The organism is Acinetobacter sp. ANC 4558 (assembly GCF_002135375.1).
GTDB lineage: Bacteria > Pseudomonadota > Gammaproteobacteria > Pseudomonadales > Moraxellaceae > Acinetobacter.
Map to the genome: position 1 here is coordinate 1 of NZ_NEGH01000010.1, position 17,147 is coordinate 17,147.

The 17,147-nt window shown below is 31.8% G+C and carries 14 protein-coding genes and 2 pseudogenes; 11 read left to right on the forward strand and 5 right to left on the reverse strand.

All coding sequences use genetic code 11. The annotated features are described in order from the left end of the window. The 3 genes and pseudogenes from B9T31_RS12300 to murI form a co-directional block, all read left to right on the forward strand. A pseudogene (locus B9T31_RS12300) lies at window positions 1-272 on the forward strand (hypothetical protein); the annotation flags it as partial. 678 nt (window positions 273-950) lie between these two features. Continuing rightward, on the forward strand, window positions 951-2,414 hold the full coding sequence (gene gadC, locus B9T31_RS12305) for a putative glutamine/gamma-aminobutyrate antiporter GadC (protein ID WP_086182253.1): 1,464 nt from the start codon (window positions 951-953) through the stop codon (window positions 2,412-2,414). Window positions 2,415-2,447: 33 nt separating this feature from the next. Continuing rightward, window positions 2,448-3,257: a glutamate racemase gene (gene murI / locus B9T31_RS12310; RefSeq protein WP_086182254.1), complete on the forward strand. Its 810-nt coding sequence runs from the start codon at window positions 2,448-2,450 to the stop codon at window positions 3,255-3,257. A 727-nt stretch (window positions 3,258-3,984) separates the two neighbouring features. On the opposite strand, the gene fimA (B9T31_RS12315) is transcribed toward murI, so the two are convergent. After that, window positions 3,985-4,542 (reverse strand): type 1 fimbrial major subunit FimA, encoded by a 558-nt coding sequence (gene fimA, locus B9T31_RS12315; protein ID WP_086182255.1) that lies wholly within the window; start codon window positions 4,540-4,542, stop codon window positions 3,985-3,987. 947 nt (window positions 4,543-5,489) lie between these two features. On the opposite strand from fimA (B9T31_RS12315), the gene fimA (B9T31_RS12320) reads away from it, so the two are divergent. From fimA (B9T31_RS12320) to B9T31_RS12340, 5 genes are all read left to right on the forward strand, one after another. Then, window positions 5,490-6,035 (forward strand): type 1 fimbrial major subunit FimA, encoded by a 546-nt coding sequence (gene fimA / locus B9T31_RS12320; protein ID WP_086182256.1) that lies wholly within the window; start codon window positions 5,490-5,492, stop codon window positions 6,033-6,035. 138 nt (window positions 6,036-6,173) lie between these two features. Beyond that, complete coding sequence (locus B9T31_RS12325) at window positions 6,174-6,809, forward strand: fimbria/pilus periplasmic chaperone (protein WP_228146038.1); 636 nt, start codon at window positions 6,174-6,176, stop codon at window positions 6,807-6,809. Between the two features lie 17 nt (window positions 6,810-6,826). Next, window positions 6,827-9,424 (forward strand): fimbria/pilus outer membrane usher protein, encoded by a 2,598-nt coding sequence (locus B9T31_RS12330; protein WP_086182258.1) that lies wholly within the window; start codon window positions 6,827-6,829, stop codon window positions 9,422-9,424. Between the two features lie 9 nt (window positions 9,425-9,433). Then, window positions 9,434-10,462: a fimbrial protein gene (locus B9T31_RS12335; RefSeq protein ID WP_086182259.1), complete on the forward strand. Its 1,029-nt coding sequence runs from the start codon at window positions 9,434-9,436 to the stop codon at window positions 10,460-10,462. A 27-nt stretch (window positions 10,463-10,489) separates the two neighbouring features. Continuing rightward, on the forward strand, window positions 10,490-11,005 hold the full coding sequence (locus B9T31_RS12340) for a fimbrial protein (RefSeq protein WP_086182260.1): 516 nt from the start codon (window positions 10,490-10,492) through the stop codon (window positions 11,003-11,005). 103 nt (window positions 11,006-11,108) lie between these two features. On the opposite strand, the gene B9T31_RS12345 is transcribed toward B9T31_RS12340, so the two are convergent. After that, window positions 11,109-11,291 (reverse strand): hypothetical protein, encoded by a 183-nt coding sequence (locus tag B9T31_RS12345; RefSeq protein ID WP_228146039.1) that lies wholly within the window; start codon window positions 11,289-11,291, stop codon window positions 11,109-11,111. Window positions 11,292-11,508: 217 nt separating this feature from the next. Here B9T31_RS12345 and B9T31_RS12350 point away from each other — a divergent pair. From B9T31_RS12350 to B9T31_RS12360, 3 genes and pseudogenes are all read left to right on the forward strand, one after another. Beyond that, window positions 11,509-11,847: pseudogene (locus B9T31_RS12350) on the forward strand (PAAR domain-containing protein); the annotation flags it as partial. 503 nt (window positions 11,848-12,350) lie between these two features. Continuing rightward, complete coding sequence (locus B9T31_RS12355) at window positions 12,351-13,004, forward strand: hypothetical protein (RefSeq protein WP_086182261.1); 654 nt, start codon at window positions 12,351-12,353, stop codon at window positions 13,002-13,004. A 496-nt stretch (window positions 13,005-13,500) separates the two neighbouring features. Continuing rightward, complete coding sequence (locus tag B9T31_RS12360; RefSeq protein ID WP_086182262.1) at window positions 13,501-15,723, forward strand: TonB-dependent siderophore receptor; 2,223 nt, start codon at window positions 13,501-13,503, stop codon at window positions 15,721-15,723. Window positions 15,724-15,865: 142 nt separating this feature from the next. Here B9T31_RS12360 and B9T31_RS12365 read toward each other — a convergent pair whose 3' ends face one another. The 3 genes from B9T31_RS12365 to B9T31_RS12375 are packed head-to-tail and all read right to left on the reverse strand — an operon-like array spanning window position 15,866 to window position 16,941. Then, the gene (locus tag B9T31_RS12365) at window positions 15,866-16,090 is read right to left on the reverse strand and encodes a DUF4113 domain-containing protein (protein ID WP_086182263.1); all 225 of its coding nucleotides are present in this window, start codon (window positions 16,088-16,090) and stop codon (window positions 15,866-15,868) included. A 10-nt stretch (window positions 16,091-16,100) separates the two neighbouring features. Further along, window positions 16,101-16,640, reverse strand: a complete 540-nt coding sequence (locus B9T31_RS12370; RefSeq protein WP_416202541.1) for a lipocalin family protein — start codon at window positions 16,638-16,640, stop codon at window positions 16,101-16,103. 58 nt (window positions 16,641-16,698) lie between these two features. After that, window positions 16,699-16,941, reverse strand: a complete 243-nt coding sequence (locus tag B9T31_RS12375; protein ID WP_086182264.1) for a TIGR03643 family protein — start codon at window positions 16,939-16,941, stop codon at window positions 16,699-16,701. Window positions 16,942-17,147: the final 206 nt, after the last annotated feature.

Genomic DNA, 17,147 nt, shown 5'->3' on the forward strand with positions numbered 1-17,147 from the left:
CTTGGAAATTAAAAGATAGCGAGAAAAGTAATTATTCTCTCTATGACATAGCAGATAAATTACGTAGTCGTGGTTGGCAAGTTCCTGCATATTCAATGCCTGCACATCGCGAAGATCTTGTCGTACAACGAATTTTAGTACGTCATGGGGTGAGTTTAGATTTAGCATCATTATTAATTGAAGACCTAAAACGTACACTTGAATATTTTGATAAACATCCAGTAAGTGCGCCATTAACGGATGGGGAAGGTCGCTCTTTTAACCATGCTTAATTTTTAATAGACGGGGTTGAATTGAGTTTCAACCTCGTTTCTATATTAAACGGTACTGAATATATAGAAATAAAAATTTCTTCATTATAAAAAATGTATTTTTACTCAAATCTAAATAATAGATATCTGCGATTAAATTAAATTTAAACCAAGTATTGAAAAATAAAAATTTATGAGAAAAGCTTAAAAATGAGTTGAGTGTAGATTACATAAAGAAATATTGAAAATTTTCTAATCTTTATATTTATTTGTAATATTAAATGAATTAGTTTAAATGATTTTAAAAAGTATTTATATTTTTAAATTTGTAAAAATAATAATTTTGATTAAAATTTTTTCTTTATTTTTTAGAATAAATCATGTGTTAAAATGGTTGAAAATATATTTTAAATTAAAGTTAATATTTATATTAAATAAAAATTATTAATAAATTTAAAACAAAATAGAAAATCTATAAAATAAATTATATCTCAATTATTTTTTTAAGAATAATTGTATTTTTATGTAATTAAATTAATTTATAGTAATAAAAAATATAACAAATAATAATTTTTCTTTATCTTAAAAATAAAAAATCATATCAAATCTATTATTTTAAATATGGTATTTATAGTTGATTCTTAATAAATGATCATTATAAGAGTTACATCGAAGCAGGCATAAAATAAGGTGATAAATATGTCTAAAAGTATTGCAACACAAAATAAGAAAATGACCGTTGCTACATTAGCGGTCATGAATATAACAGCCGTAGTAAGCCTAAGATTTATTCCTTCAGAAGCAGAATATGGTCTAGGAGCAATATTCTTTTATACCTTCGCTGCGATTATGTTTTTGGTTCCTGTCGCTTTTGTAGCTGCAGAGCTTGCAACAACATACCCTCAAAAAGGTGGTGCATTTCGTTGGATTGGTGAAGCCTTTGGTGCAAGATGGGGATTTGTAGGTATGATTATGACTTGGTTGCAAGTCATCCCTTATTTTCCAACAGTACTAACCTTTGGTGCGGTGTCAATTGCTTTTATGGATCCTGATATGGGATTCGCCGAGTCATTCGCAAAAAACAAGTGGTATATTCTCTTTTTTGTTCTGATTGTATATTGGGGATCTGTAACTGTAGCTTTACGTGGTGTTGGAATATTCTCAACCATTTCTAAATGGTGTGGCATTATTGGAACTATTATTCCATCTATTGTTTTGGTTATATTGGGCTTTTCTTATTTATGGTTTAGTGGTAAGCCTGCGATTATTCCGTTGGGGTGGAATGATTTATTTCCAGATATGACAAATTTTCAAAATATTGTTCTAGCTGCCAGTATTTTTCTTGCTTATGCCGGTATGGAGATGAATGCTGTTCATGTGAATGATTTAGAGAATCCTACAAAGAAATATCCTATTGCAATCACTATAGCCTCTATAGGAACAGTTGCAATATTTTTATTAAGTACACTTGGTGTTGCATTCATTATCCCAGCAGATAAGATTAATTTGACACAAAGTCTTTTAATTGCTTACGACATGTTATTTGATTGGGTGGGAATGCCATGGTTGGGCTCAGTAATGGCCTTTATGCTTGCGCTTGGTGTTCTTGGTGGTGTTGTAACATGGATTGCAGGTCCTAATACTGGTGTATTGGCTATCGCAAAAGCAGGGTATTTACCAAAATTTTTCCAGAAAACAAATAAACATGGTATGGGGCATCATTTAATGTTTGTACAGGGTGTGATTGTTACACTACTGTCTATTACATTTGTAATCATGCCTTCCGTGCAAGCAGCATTTCAAATTTTATCTCAATTAACTGTAATGCTGTATTTGGTTATGTATATGCTAATGTTTTCTGGTGCAATCTATTTACGTCACTCACAACCAAATATCAAACGACCATATCGTGCTCCTGCATTACATTTCTGGGCGACATTAGGATTCATTGGTTCTCTTTTGGCCTTTGTATTGAGTTTAGTCCCACCTACACAAATACCAACTGGTAGCCCTGCTAGCTATGTCATATATCTATGTGTATTAGTTGCAATATTTGTCCTTATACCAATTGTTATTTTTGCTTGTCGTAAAGACAGTTGGAAAGATCCAAATTCTGATTTTGAGCCATTTACTTGGGAAAACCAGAATAAAACAAGTAGTTAAAAATACTCATCAATAAAATATTAAGGAATAACTATGTATAGTTTAGATGCCCCTATTGGAGTGATTGACTCTGGCGTTGGTGGTTTAACTTCAGTCAAAGAAATTTTAAATCTGTTGCCTGGGGAAAATATTATATATTGTGGCGATAATTTAAATGCACCTTATGGTAATCGAAGCGCAGATGAAATTATTGCATTAACAAAGAAAATGTTAAATTTTCTACAGTCAAAAAATGTCAAACTAGTTGCAGTTGCGTGCAATACAATATCATCTACTTTTGAATCTAAAGAGTATGAAGGGTATGAAAAGAACTTTAATTTTCCAATTTTATCTGTCATTGAACCAGCTGCAGAGGATGTGATTAGACAACACTATAAATCTGTTGGTGTTATTGCAACTGAATTTACCATTCAAACAGGTTGTCATAAGCAGTTAATTCAGAAAATGGATCCAACTATTCAAGTTTATGGTGAGCCTAGTAAGAATTTAGCAATGTTGATTGAGCAGGGGGATTTGAATAATCCAGCAATTCACAATGATATTAAGCAACATATTGCTAACTTGCTATCTCAACACCCATTAAAAGAGATTGTTCTTGGTTGTACCCACTATCCTATTGTTCAAAATATTTTTGAATCTATTGCTCCTAATATTAAGTTTATTAATCCAGCAAGAGATCAAGCAATTTCAGTAAAAAAGCATTTAAAATTATTAAATATTTTAAATCCTAATATATCTGGAACATTGGAAATCAACACCAGTGGTACATCGGAAATTTACACCACTATATTAAATGAATTGGAAATTAATAAAGATTACTCTCTGAACATTATAGAGTTTTAAAATTATCACTAGTTTAATATTAGGCTCTACGGGATATCTAAAAGAAAATATTTAGACTTTCCACTACCTATTCCGTAGAGTCAATATTTTAACAATAGAGTGATCTAATTGGATACAACGAACGATTCGAATTCAAAGCCGAAATACCAATATAATCGGGCTTTTAAATTTTAGCAGTATACTTAATTGCTAATAAAATAAGGTAAATATAATCAGATACTTAATTTTTAACCATTATATTTTCTGGTTGAGATAAATTCAAATATTGTGGATAGTATTGATGAAAAAATGGTGCCTTTATTCATAGGAATAGCAAGGTTATTTTTTCCACCCATCCACAATATCAATACATGGCAGAACAAGCTGACAAACACGCAGCTGATGCACGGCGATTAAGTGATGGGTGACCTGAATAAACAAAGGATCTCAACTTGTTATATCGAGTAGATTGTATGTTAAATTCGTATAGAGTTTATTATATTAGGTTTTATTGCGCTGAGTAGTTAGACGATCAATACTTTCTTAGAAAAATATCACCTATTAATTGCCCAAGAAAAAATTCTGTATTTATAGAATACATATAATCTATATTGAAGTTGAAATTTCTTTAAGATTAGATAGTAAATAATATATTTATTTTAAAGAATTTCAACTCCATTAATTTAAATTAGTAAATAAAATTAAAATATGCTTTATTTAGTAATAATTACTTTGAAATAACACTACATTAATTATAGTTCATAACTAAAGAGGCGGCTCCATTCGCAACACCTGACTCTACACTATTACTAGTTGTTTTATAACGAGCATAAAAAGGTAGTATATTGTTACCATCTTCTAATTTTTGAGATTCAGAAAAAATGGTTCCATCTGGTATTAAAATTTTTCCAGTATGATCTGTAATTTCAATACCTACGCCTGTTGCTACGGCTTGGTTTGTGCCACCACCATCAATAGCTAATAATTGATTATTGCTAATATCTTGATTACCTAAAAATGATACGCGCGCAGTTCCAGCAATTTCAGTACTGCAGTTAACTAATTTAATATAGAAAGGAACTTTAGGAGTCACTAGTCCTTTCTCACCTTGCAGAGGGTCAGTGCGATATTGACCTAAAATAACAGTTTGATTTCCAGTTTCATAACTTACAGAACATGCGGCATTTACGAATTCTCCTGTAAACTTTATAATTCCACCATTTACGATTACATTTGCTGAATTTGCATTTGTTATACCTATTAATAATAAAGACATTAATCCTATTTTTTGAATTGTATTTTTCATTGTCTCACCTTAATTAAAAATTGGTAGGGGAGTAAATAAAGTAAAATATTTTTAGAGTAATTTATTAAATTATTTTAATGCGTACAAAAATAATACAATTTAGGTACATTATTTAAATATTAATTATTTAACTTTGAGCACCTATTTTAATAGATTTATTATATAGCTAGTAAAAAACTACTGACTATTTTATAGCTAATTTAAATTATTTACTTTTTATTAAAATAATAAATTATTTTTTAGAGATTAAATTAAATATATGCTAGAAGGATTATTTAATATAAAAATTAACTATATAATTATTATATATTTTTTATCTCTATTTTACTTTAGATGATAGGTTTCTACAATTAAATTTAAAATGAATCTTTAAGTATTAGTTATTGCAGGTTTATTTAAAAATATAATTTGAAAATTAATATATTATTTATACTAAGAAATTTATCGTATAACCAATTGTGTCTTTTAGAATTGAGTTTTGATCAATCGGAGTATTCTCTATTTGGGCTTTGATGGTCATAGGTTCTATTCAAAGATTTATTAGCGAAGCTCAAAATTACTTTACCTTAAATACTAAATAAAAGACAAGCGTATATTGATTTTGTAATTAGATATAAGGAAAGCTTATCCACCTGAAAAAGACTATGTTATGAGGTTATTTGATCAGATGGTTGAGTTGATAGTGAATTGCATGAGTGAATATAAAATCAGAGATTTCGTTGAAATATTTTGCTTACTTAAAATGAGATCTAGGCAAAATATACCAAGCTTTAGATGTGTTATAAACTTAATTTTCAATTAAGAAAAGCTAAATAAAAGTCAATATAGGGTAACAAAAAATAAACAATTTTTCTTTACATGCTTGAAATTCTATAATAATATCCTTGAAAAATAAAGTGATAACTAAAAAACTTTATTTTTTTTTTATTAATTATGGGATTATATAAATGAAAGTTTCTCAATTCGTGATGGTATCAACATTTTTTGTAGCTGGATTAACTCAGGCGGCTACTGTTGTAAATGGCGGAACAGTACATTTTAAAGGTGAGTTTGTAAATGCTGCTTGTGCTGTAAGTTCAGATACTGCGAATCAAACGGTAGACCTTGGTCAACATCGTACAGCTAGCCTTACGGATGTAGGTCAGGTAACTGCTAATGTTCCATTCCAAATTAAGTTGGTTGATTGTGATACTAAAGTAAGCACAGCTGCTCAATTTGCATTCTCTGGTCCTCAAGATACAGTTGATGCGACATTATTAAAAGTTCATTCAGGTCCATCAGCGAATGCTGTAACAGCGACTGGTGTTGGCATTGAGATTTCAGACAGTAAAGGTAAAGTTTTAACTCCAGATGGTACAGACCTTTCTGCTGCTCAAACTTTAATTGATGGTAATAATACATTTAACTTTACTGCACGTTATAAAGCAACTGTAAAAGGTGTAACACCAGGTCAAGCTTATGCAGATGCAAACTTTGTAATTACTTATAATTAATCAATAATTGGTACTTCTGTGTAGTGTAGGAGTACCATTTTTTAGAATTATTTTTGATTAGCTATAAACTGGAATTCAAGAAAGATGTTGAAAGTATTTTCGAAGTTTTTTATAAAAATCATAGCAATATTCGCACTTTTGGTTAATATTTCATATGCTGCTGGTGGCATTGCATTAGGTGCAACTCGATTAATCTATGATCAAGATAAGAAACAAGCATCTATGCCTGTTGTTAATAGTACAACGGATAAAAGATTTTTGATTAATTCTTGGGTTGAAGATGCATCATCAAAAAAAATAAATACATTTATTGTCACTCCACCTATGTACGTTAGTGAGGCTAAATCAGAGAGTTCATTACGTATTATTAATATGAATCAAAATTTAGCACGTGATCGAGAAACACTCTATTATTTGAACGTGCAAGCAATTCCATCAGTAAGCAAAGAAGAGTTAGAAAAGACTAATGTTTTGCAACTTGCAATACTATCTCGAATTAAGATGATGGTACGTCCTTCTAATTTATCTATTCGTATCGAAGATGCACCTAATTTATTAACTACATCAGTTAACAATCATAAAATTTTTCTTAAAAATCCAACGCCATATTTTATGACAATTGCCAATTTGTCAGTTGATAATCAAAAACAAGCTATTATTATGCTTGAACCATTCTCAGAAAAGGCTTTAGAGCATTTTGGTCGTGAAGTTAAGTTTCAAACGATTAATGATTATGGAGCATTTACTGATGAACGAACAATAGCCATTCAGTAGAAGATAGAGTGTTAAGAATGGTAAGGGTAAAGCTAAATTTTTCAGGAAAAACATTCTCTGTCAATACGATTTTCTATTCTCTTCTCTTATCTGGAAATTTTGTTTATGCGAGAGATTATTTTAATCCAGCCTTATTGCTAAATACTGAAAACTCTCGAGTTGCAGATTTATCTAGTTTTGAACAAGGTTTTCAGTTGCCAGGGAATTATCAAGTCAATGTGTATGTCAATGATAATTTCGCTGTTAGTAAAGAGCTAAACTTTTTTCAGTCCGAACAGAGTGATGTGATTTCTGGTGGTTTAGAGCCTTGTATTGATAGTAAATGGTTATTATCGTTAGGTATAAAAATTTATGATTTACCAGAAGCAGAAACACTACAATATAAAAGTTGTTTAGATTTAAAAGAATATATTGCAGATGCTTCTGTTACATATAATTTTAATATTCAAAGATTGGATATTAGCATTCCTCAAATTTGGATGAAAAATAATGCACATGGCTATATTCCTCCATCTGAATGGGATCCAGGAATAACAGCAGCCTTTTTAAATTATAATTTAAATGGGAATGTGACAGATAAGAGTGATAGTATTTTTTTATCTTTGAATTCTGGTTTTAATATTGCAGGTTTTAGATTTAAAAACCTTTCTACTTATAATTATTTTAATCAACGTGATGAAAATACACATCGATCAGACTGGAATAATGTCCAAAGTTTTGTAGAAAAATCCATAATTCCATTGAAAAGCGAACTCATTTTAGGGGATAGCAATGTTCAAAATATGATTTTTGATGGCATTGGCTTTCGTGGAGCTCGTGTATATAGTTCTGAAGCAATGTTGCCAAGTAGTATGCAGGGTTATGCACCCGTAGTGCGTGGTATAGCAAATAGTAAAAGTATAATTACTATTCGCCAAAATGGTTATATCGTTTATCAAACTAATGTCAACCCTGGACCATTTGAAATTACAGATATAAGCGCAATGGCTTTGAGTGGCGATTTGGATGTAACAGTTGAAGGGAGTGCGGGCACGGTACAACATTTTGTAGTCCCTTATTCAGGTATCCCAATCTTGTTACGTGAAGGAAGGACTACTTTTGATATTACTGCCGGTGAGTTTCGAAGTGGGAATAAAGAACAAGATAATCCTTTATTTTTTCAAGGAACATTAAGCCGTGGCATAGGTTCGAACATAACACTATTTAGTGGTGCGCAAATAGCATCTAAATATCAAGCAGCATTGCTAGGTATTGGTCGGAATATGGGAACATTAGGAGCTTTTTCTTTTGACTTGACCCATGCAAATAGTACATTAGCAGATAACAAAGATTATAAAGGACAATCTTATCGTTTATTATATTCAAAATCATTAAATCAGTTTGGTACTACATTACAGCTATTAGGTTATCGTTATTCAACCAAAGGCTTTTATACTCTTAATGATGTTACATATAAGTCAATGGAACGATTTTCGCCTGAAGAAAAGATTGATGAGTTTGGTAATAGTTACTATGACCCAAGTTCATATTATAATTTAAACTATACGAAAAAAGGCCGATTTCAATTAAGTATTAATCAAAACCTAGGTCCGCATGGTTCCTTATATGGTTCTGCGAATTATCAATCGTATTGGAACTCCTCAAAAACAGTTAAGAATTATCAAATTGGCTATTCTAACGCAAATAAATATTTTACTTATTCAGTATCTTGGTCGATGCAAGATTCATCGTCTATGTATAATCAAAAAAGTAACTCTATCGCTGCCAGTATCACAGTTCCCTTAAATGCTTTTTTTGGCAGTAGAGATCGAGTAACCAACGAAATATATAGTAACTCTAGTGTTGTACAAAATTCATTTGGTGGAAATTCTATCCAGACAGGCATTAATGGATCTTTGGGTAAAAATCGACAATTTAGCTATAACCTTCAACAAGGCCGTAATAATGAAACGGGTGGATTTGGTATGGCTTCTACTCATTTAGATACAAAGTATGGACGTGCTGGAGCAAATTATAGTTTTACTGCTGGAGGAAAAGAAAAAAGTTTTAATTATGATCTAGCGGGTGGTTTGATTATTCATTCTGGTGGCATAACTTTAGGTCAAACTTTAGGTGATACTAATGTATTGATTGATGCTAAAGGGGCGAAAGATGTCAAAATTGAAAATTCAACAAATATTCATACAAATTCAAAAGGTTATGCGATTTTGCCTTTTGCTGAAAATTATCGATTAAATCGTATTGCTCTTGAAGCGGACAGTTTAAATGATCAAACGGAAATTTTAACTAACGTACAAAATTTAGTTCCAATGAAAGGTGCAATTGTACGTGCAAAGTTTGATACACGCATTGGACAACGAGCGTTAATGACTATCAAGCATTTTGGTGAATATGTTCCATATGGTTCAACGGTTACAGAAGAAGAGCAGAATATTACAAGTTTAGCGGGACTAGAAGGGCAAGCTTTTTTAAGTGGTTTAAAAGAACAGGGAAGGCTTAAAATTTCTTGGGGGTCATCTGAAAATGAAAGTTGTCATGCTCCATATGCATTTATTCAACAAGAAAAACAAAACTCAGATGATGGTATTAAAATGCTTGAACTTAATTGTCTATAGGGAGAGAAAATGAGCCTGAAAGTAAAATCTAGAGTAGCCAATCTGATATATTCAGCAGTATTCTTAATCTCAATATTGGGCGCAAATTCAGTTTATGCAGCAGTTTGTTTTCCCGTTGGTTCAGCTTTTATTTATGACCACGATTATTCATTTAATTCTACGAATAATTATCTAGGTTACTCACCACCTTGGAAGGAATTATTAAGAGGCGGTAATTATTCTGTTGGTGGCGCATGTGCATCTGTTATTCATGAGACATTTTTTACTTTGAAAGCAGCATCTGGTTTAACTCCTGCTGGAAGTGATGCAGAAGCTCAGTGGTTTAATTTACCTAATAATGATTATCTTCAAGTCGCAATGCAAGTTTATATTGCAGGTAATAGAGACGCTTATGTTAATGTGCCACAAACTGCTATTAGTAACTTGTGTACTGGTAACTGCAGTAATAGTTATAGCACAGGAAGTAAGGTTAAAGTAAAATTAAAAATTAAGAAGAAATTTGTTGGACAATCTTTTTTAGTCAGTCGTGAAATAGGGTATATATATGCCGCAAGTGCTGCGGCAGATCGACCAGATAGAGCTATAGTAATAATTAGATTGAATGCTGTGATGACCGTTCCCCAATCATGCAGTTTTGATGTAGGTGACACTATTGAATTTGACTTTGGGTCAATTCCCTCAAGTGCTTTTTCAGTAGATGCTGGATCCAAAGCAAAGGGGGTGAATACATTGACTAAAAACATTCGCATTGAATGTAAAAATATTGATGCACAACAGATGTTATCAGCTCGTCTTGAGGCAACAAATTATAATGATAATGTGATTTTTTCTGATAATCCTGATGTTGGGTTTCAATTAGCAGATAATAATGACAGAGTGCTGATACCTAATAATATGAGTAGTTTTATCCCATTTAAATTAGATGAAAATGCACGTAGTAGTTTTATACTTAAATCTTGGCCCATTAGTATAACTGGAAAAATTCCTAAACCAGGACCTGTTGCAGCACAAGGTCACATACGTATTGATTTTCAGTAGAGATGAGTGGTATGCAGAGTTAATATTATGAATATAAAAAAATTATTTATTACATGCTGTGTATTGTATACATCTGCTCTATATGCTGATCCGGTGGTAAAAGTAAATTTACGCTTTAAAGCAATGATTATTGATCGTAGTTGTACTGTTTCATCTGAAAGCCAAAATATCAATGTTGCTCTGGGGCGCTGGGGAACTAAAAATATGACAGATATCGGTGATCAAACTCGTCCGATATCATTTATAATTAATTTATCGGATTGCTCAGCTACAAATGTTTCACTGTCATTTAAGGGGCAAAAAGATTTGAGTAATCCACAATTATTAGCTTTATCAAATGAATCAACAGCTGGAAATGTGGCGATTCAAATTTTGGATCAAGACCGTAAATTATTACCTCTAGAGACATCAACTAGACCCATAATTGTAGGTAGTAGTAAAAATTTACAGCTTAGTTTCTTTGCTAATTATATTGCAACTCGTAAAAATGTCACAGCTGGTACTGCTGACTCAATAGCGAATTTTGTTCTTAATTACGATTAATATATGTGCTTAGAGCTTTTTATTTGGTTATAAATTATTACGCAAATGCGACTTTGTGATTATTATCACTCTAAAACAGTATAAATATCATGGAAGTTATACTTTAAAGACTGTGAACTGGATCAGCTTGATGAATATCTAAAATGTCAACATGTCTTGATGTTTTCTTTAGATAGTTTTTAATTTCAAGAATGCATGACTCTGGAACTCTGAGCACCTTTGTTAGTTCATTATAAATAAACTTTCTACCAGCACCTTCGCGCTTTCCACCGTGATTATTTGACATACCGTTTATTCGATAAAGTTACTCAATAAAATAGTATATTGAGGTTAAAATAAATTCAAATTTAAATGTTGTAGATAATTTGATCAAAATGAATAAATTGAATATTTTTTAAAATATTAAAAAATAGATACTTAATTAGCAAAAAATAAATATTGTTTAACATTAATCTCAATATGTGGTAAATACTAAACATTAATAAGATTTTATAAATATAATTATGGCAACAGGATTCGCAGTTCATAACGCCCCTACAGATCACGGAGGCTTCATTCCTTCAACTCAAGTTAGAAATTCACAACAGGGAAACCTCTTTGTTAGAGCTGGAGATGGACACTTTTGTCCTAAATGTAAAACATGGTCTACTGTTATTAAGAGTCATGATCATGTCATTTTTGACGGCAAGGCTGTTGCATATGCAGGTGATAAATTAACCTGTGGTGCAAGGATTTTAACTCAGCAAAGTCATGTTGTTGGTGATAAAGAGAATTATTATGGAGGTTCTACTTTGTCAAATTTAAAACTCATCAATTCAAAAGAACATTTAAATAATAATTTTACTCCAAAAGAGCAATATGAACATTTTTATGTGGAGAATTATAAAACAAATATATTTGTACAGCATAAGGCGGTAATTAGTGCGAATGAGCAAAAAAGTAAAGGTGTTGGTATATTGCAAATGCTTTCAGGAGCTGTTAGTTATTTTTTGAATTACAAAATCACAGATAATGAATTATTTGTTAGTGCTTCGATAAATGCGCATCCTTTATCTAATGATGCTAAAGTTTATCCTTTTGGCAAAGTAATTATATCAAGAGAGGATCAGATTTATACCACCAAACTATTGGAAAAAAACAAGGGATTTTGGAATACAGATGAATACAAATCTCCAGTTGGTAGTTGCACAATTATTTTACCACCGCCAAACTTACAAGTTATCAAAGTAAAAGTAATTTTAGGATATAGGGCACAATATAATGACGCGGTTGGACAGGTAGTTCCTGTACCTGCATCAGTATCGCATGGGTTCAGCATAAGTTCTTTTGCTAGGAAAATATAAAGATGTTGTTAAAAAAAATATTAAAGACCAGTTTTTTAATAATTTTGGTAAATAGTGTACTCGCTTGTAGTCATAATAATGATAAAGCTCAGAATAATTCACAAGTTAGATATGAGCAAAAAAAAGATATATCTGCAGAAGATAGAAGACTAATAGAAGAATATAACCATATTATTGAAGATCTAGTAAATGGTGATGAAAACAAATATCAACAAGAGCTAAAATTATTCTTACCAAAAGCATCACAAATAAAAGACTCAATTGAACGAAATAATATTCTTATGAACATTTATATGCAAACAAAGCAATATAAAAATGCATATAAGCTTAATGATGTTCAAATTCAGGAAGATCCGACTGCTAATAGGCTTGCATTCAGGTGTCAAATTTTAGAATTATTAAATAAAGAACAAAGTGTAATAAAACAGTGTTATGAGGTATCAGCTAAAGCAATTAAAGTAGAGTTGGAGCAAATACAAAAAAATGATCCTATGTATAACTATGCAGAGTTTACATACTATTTAGAAATGTATAGAGCAGGGCATACAGAATATAAAGAGAAGATGAGACAAGCTTTATCATCGATCAAGGATGAGTCCATGAAAATGAATGCAAATATCTGGTATGAAGATGCCGTATCTAGAGTGAGTAATTAGTGAGTGGGTAATGAAAATTTCAAAAATTTATTTGCTGGTATCTAATAAGGCTCTTTTATAAGTCACTTATCCCTCAATTTCTTGTTGTAAATACCAGTAATTAAATTGAATTTTAAACCAATTTTTGCCTCAGTTTCTATAATGCTTCGATCGGTACCTTTATTGATGAAGGTACCAATATCACTCTTTCCACCCATCCACAATATCAATACATGGCAGAACAAGCTGACAAACACGCAGCTGATGCACGGCGATTGAGTGATGCATGGCCTGAGTAAACAAAAGCCCTTAAATGAGGGCTTATTAAACAGAATAAAATTCAAAGTTTTATAATTAATTCTATAACCGTTTTGATTGAAAAAATAACCATAATAATTCTAGAAATAATATTGAAATAAGAAACTACAAAAAAGAGGAATTGTGAATTTATTGTTGTAAAATGTAATACAAATAGTAATAATAATGATTCTTATTTATATTTATCTTTATTACCGCAATGAATAGATATTTTCGATTTAAAAATCTTAGCCTGGGTATCCAATTAATTTTAATCTATGGTGGAGGTTCGGCTTTAGTATGGGCAGATGAACAAAGCCATGATACTAGCCCGATAGCATTAAAAACCATCACAGTCACCGCAACAAAAAGTGACAAAACAGAGGGAACAGGAAGTTATAAGGCGAATAAATCAAAGTCAGCATCGAAATTGAATCTGAGTTTAAGAGAGACACCACAGTCAGTCAGTGTGATTACACAGCAGCAAATTGAAGAAAGAAATTTAATTACGATAGACGATATCTTAGCCGCAACACCTGGTGTGACTGTGACTAAGCAAGATAGTGAGCGCTCAAGTTATTATGCGCGTGGTTTTTCGATTACTAACCGACAAATTGATGGAATGCCAGTGGGAGATAATAGTCCACGTGCAGATAGTTTTTTCTTTGATCGTATTGAAGTCATTAAGGGTGCAAGTGGGTTATTAGGATCGACAGGCAATCCATCTGCAACAATTAACATGATTCGAAAAAGACCAAATAAAGAGTTTACAGGGAATGTGAGTTCTAGTTACGGTAGTTGGGATAATACGCGTGTTACAGCGGATGTATCAATTCCATTGACAGAAAGTGGAAGTGTTCGCAGTCGTGTTATGGCTGCATATACAGATAAAGAATCATACATGGATTTTTATAAATTGAAGTCCACAGCAGCAATGGGAATCATTGAAGCGGATTTAACAGAAAATACCACAGCTGCTTTTGGTTTTCAGTTTCAAGACAATGAACCCAATGGTTCAACATGGGGAACCGTACCTTATTTTAACGCAGATGGAAGTCGTGCTAATTTACCAAGAAATTTTAGCTTAACAACAAATTGGAGTTCAATTAAGCATCGTGATAAAACTTTTTTCGCAGATATTCAACATAATTTTAACAATGAGTGGCTTGTAAAAGCGGCAGTTGGGCATAGTACTTCGAATAATAATTGGCTTGTTGCTTATGGTGCAAGTGGATTCCCTGATCCAGTTACGGGTAAAGGGCTTGGATTATGGACTCAAGTGTCTCCATATTCTGAAAGTAAAAAAATGCATTTAGATTTATATGCGACGGGACCATTCCAAGTTTTAGGTCGAAAACATGAACTTATTCTAGGTTATAGTGGATATAAATCAGAAACTACATCCCAAAAAGTAAAATCATTTATTGACTATCCTAGTCAGATTCCTGATTATCGAGATTGGACAGGTAATTTACCAAAGCCAACGTATGAAAAGACAGGCGCAGGAAGTAAAACAACAACAGAACTATTTGGGTATTACTCTACAGTACGCTTTGATTTAGCTGATCCACTCAAGTTGATTTTAGGTGGGCGTTATAATTTGTATGATTATAAAAATGAAACATGGACAGCGAATACCGGTAAGGTGTTATCAGATAAGCCAAGACATTTTAAACGTTTTGTCCCATATGCAGGTCTAGTTTACGACATTAATAGTCACTATTCTGCATATGTTAGTTATACAGATATGTTTACACCATCAGGTAAAAAAGATCGAACAGGTTCTTATTTAGATCCAGAAGTTGGAAGTAATACAGAACTCGGAATAAAAGCTGAATTTTTAGATGCCACATTATTAACGACAGCAGCATTATTTTGGTCATCTGTTAAAGATCTTGCAATTCCTGATAAGGAATATAATGATGCGATACCAGTAGGAGAAAATATAGAAATGGCATATTTGGCTTCTGGTAAGGGGCTGAAAGTAAATGGATTTGAAATTGAAGCCATAGGAAAGCTGCAAAATAATTGGAATATCAGTGCGGGATATACGTATGTGAATAGTGTGAGTTCAGCAATCTCCAAGTCAACAACAACTATTCCGCAGAATCAAATTAAATTATTTACAAGTTATACGCTTCCTGAAAGTTTATGGAATGGTGCAAATAAGTTAACCATTGGTGGCGGGGTAAATTGGCAAAGTGAAGTTTCTCAAAATTGGGGGGGAGCACCTAAAAATGCCTATAATAACGGCATAATTGTACAGAAAGCTTATTACTTAGCCAGTGCGTTTGCAAATTATAAATTTAGTGAAGAATTATCAGCAAGTATAAATGTAAATAATTTATTCGATAAAAAATATTATTTAAACGTAGGTTTCTACAATGGGGTTTATTGGGGTGAGCCAAGAAATGTCACCGTATCCCTTCGTGCTAAATTTTAAAATAAATAGGGCGAAAAACATTTTTATAAATAACATTGATCTAATTTATAAAGTTTAAATCAAATTACGGTACTTTTAAGTATAAAGGTACCGCCTGATATTTTTTATTAACGGTTAACTGTTACTTTAATTTGGCTGCTATTTAGTCAATTACCAACATCCCATCCCAACTAAAATAATCCCTCGTTAGATTTTCTCTATTCATCACCCAGCTTCGGTTAATCATCTTGCATGAACCAATAGCTAGTTTTTTATCTCCAAACTTAGCCCTTATTTCCTCAAAAGCACATTGTAGTTTTTCATTCTTTTCTATAAATGCAGTGTCTGAAAGTAAATCAAACAGGAAAAAGCCCTCAAGTGAGGGCAAATATTATAAGTTATTGAGGTGTTTTATTTAGTTTGCTTATATCATATCCATACTGTTCTGCTGTCTCTAGGTACGATTTATATATTGCTTCATCGATAGTTGGTGTACGAGATAATATCCATAAATACTCATTAGTAGGTCCTCCAATTAAGGCAACTTTATAATCAGGGTCTATGCGAAGAATCCAGTAATCTCCTTTTGTAAATGGCACCCATCTGAGCCCCTTGGGTAGAAAGCTAACTTTAAGTTTACTATTACCTGTATTTTGAGGGTAGGCAATGCCTTTTGCAGCAATAACCTCATTTGATGATGTTCTGCAACTATTTAAAACGGAAAGAGTATTGTTTGGGTTAATAGAATATTGTGCTGTAGTATTTGCGACACATTTACGTTGAAAGTACATAGGTATATGAGCAATCTCATACCATTTTCCTACATATTTTTGAATATCGATTTTACTAACTGCTTCTGGAATTTTAGTTTCGGAATGGGATATTGTTGGTAGTGTTAGAAAACAAATCACCAGTAAGCGCATAAAATCAAACTTCATTAAACTTTTCCCGTTAATGTCCTTTAGTTTTTGTCATCATCTTTAGTTACCTTAGTGACTATAAGTTGGATGTACTAATATTAGATGATTGTAAGAATAAATGTTTTGTTTTTCGACCACTTACTCGTTTGCGCCAAAGCTTAAAACTACTGGATTTTAAATTTTGGCGCATTAGAATGATTACTGCCGATTCATTCAAATTATATTCGCGATTAATGGCCTCAAATGGAATTTTATCTTCCCAAGCCATTTCAATAATACGAGACAAATCAGCATCTACAAGTTTTTGGGTATTTTTCATAGTAAACGATATTTTATCAATAAAAATCTAACCTAATGTATCAAAAATTGATAGAAACTTTATAATTTTATTAATAAATCATTCTAATTTTTATTTATACCAGATCAATCAAAACATCTGGTTTTAACTTAGTTGAAAAGGATGTGTATAACCTTTAAATAAAATCAATATCCTGTGCAGATTAATACATGGCCCGAATAAAATTA

Excerpts from the sequence above, each read along its gene's own strand:
- fimA (WP_086182255.1), bottom strand. The coding sequence starts at position 4,542 with ATGAAAAATACAATTCAAAAAATAGGATTAATGTCTTTATTATTAATA.
- B9T31_RS12360 (WP_086182262.1), top strand. The coding sequence starts at position 13,501 with ATGAATAGATATTTTCGATTTAAAAATCTTAGCCTGGGTATCCAATTA.
- B9T31_RS12345 (WP_228146039.1), bottom strand. The coding sequence starts at position 11,291 with ATGTCAAATAATCACGGTGGAAAGCGCGAAGGTGCTGGTAGAAAGTTT.
- gadC (WP_086182253.1), top strand. The coding sequence starts at position 951 with ATGTCTAAAAGTATTGCAACACAAAATAAGAAAATGACCGTTGCTACA.
- B9T31_RS12370 (WP_416202541.1), bottom strand. The coding sequence starts at position 16,640 with ATGAAGTTTGATTTTATGCGCTTACTGGTGATTTGTTTTCTAACACTA.
- fimA (WP_086182256.1), top strand. The coding sequence starts at position 5,490 with ATGAAAGTTTCTCAATTCGTGATGGTATCAACATTTTTTGTAGCTGGA.
- B9T31_RS12340 (WP_086182260.1), top strand. The coding sequence starts at position 10,490 with ATGAATATAAAAAAATTATTTATTACATGCTGTGTATTGTATACATCT.
- B9T31_RS12375 (WP_086182264.1), bottom strand. The coding sequence starts at position 16,941 with ATGAAAAATACCCAAAAACTTGTAGATGCTGATTTGTCTCGTATTATT.
- B9T31_RS12330 (WP_086182258.1), top strand. The coding sequence starts at position 6,827 with ATGGTAAGGGTAAAGCTAAATTTTTCAGGAAAAACATTCTCTGTCAAT.
- B9T31_RS12355 (WP_086182261.1), top strand. The coding sequence starts at position 12,351 with ATGTTGTTAAAAAAAATATTAAAGACCAGTTTTTTAATAATTTTGGTA.
- B9T31_RS12335 (WP_086182259.1), top strand. The coding sequence starts at position 9,434 with ATGAGCCTGAAAGTAAAATCTAGAGTAGCCAATCTGATATATTCAGCA.
- murI (WP_086182254.1), top strand. The coding sequence starts at position 2,448 with ATGTATAGTTTAGATGCCCCTATTGGAGTGATTGACTCTGGCGTTGGT.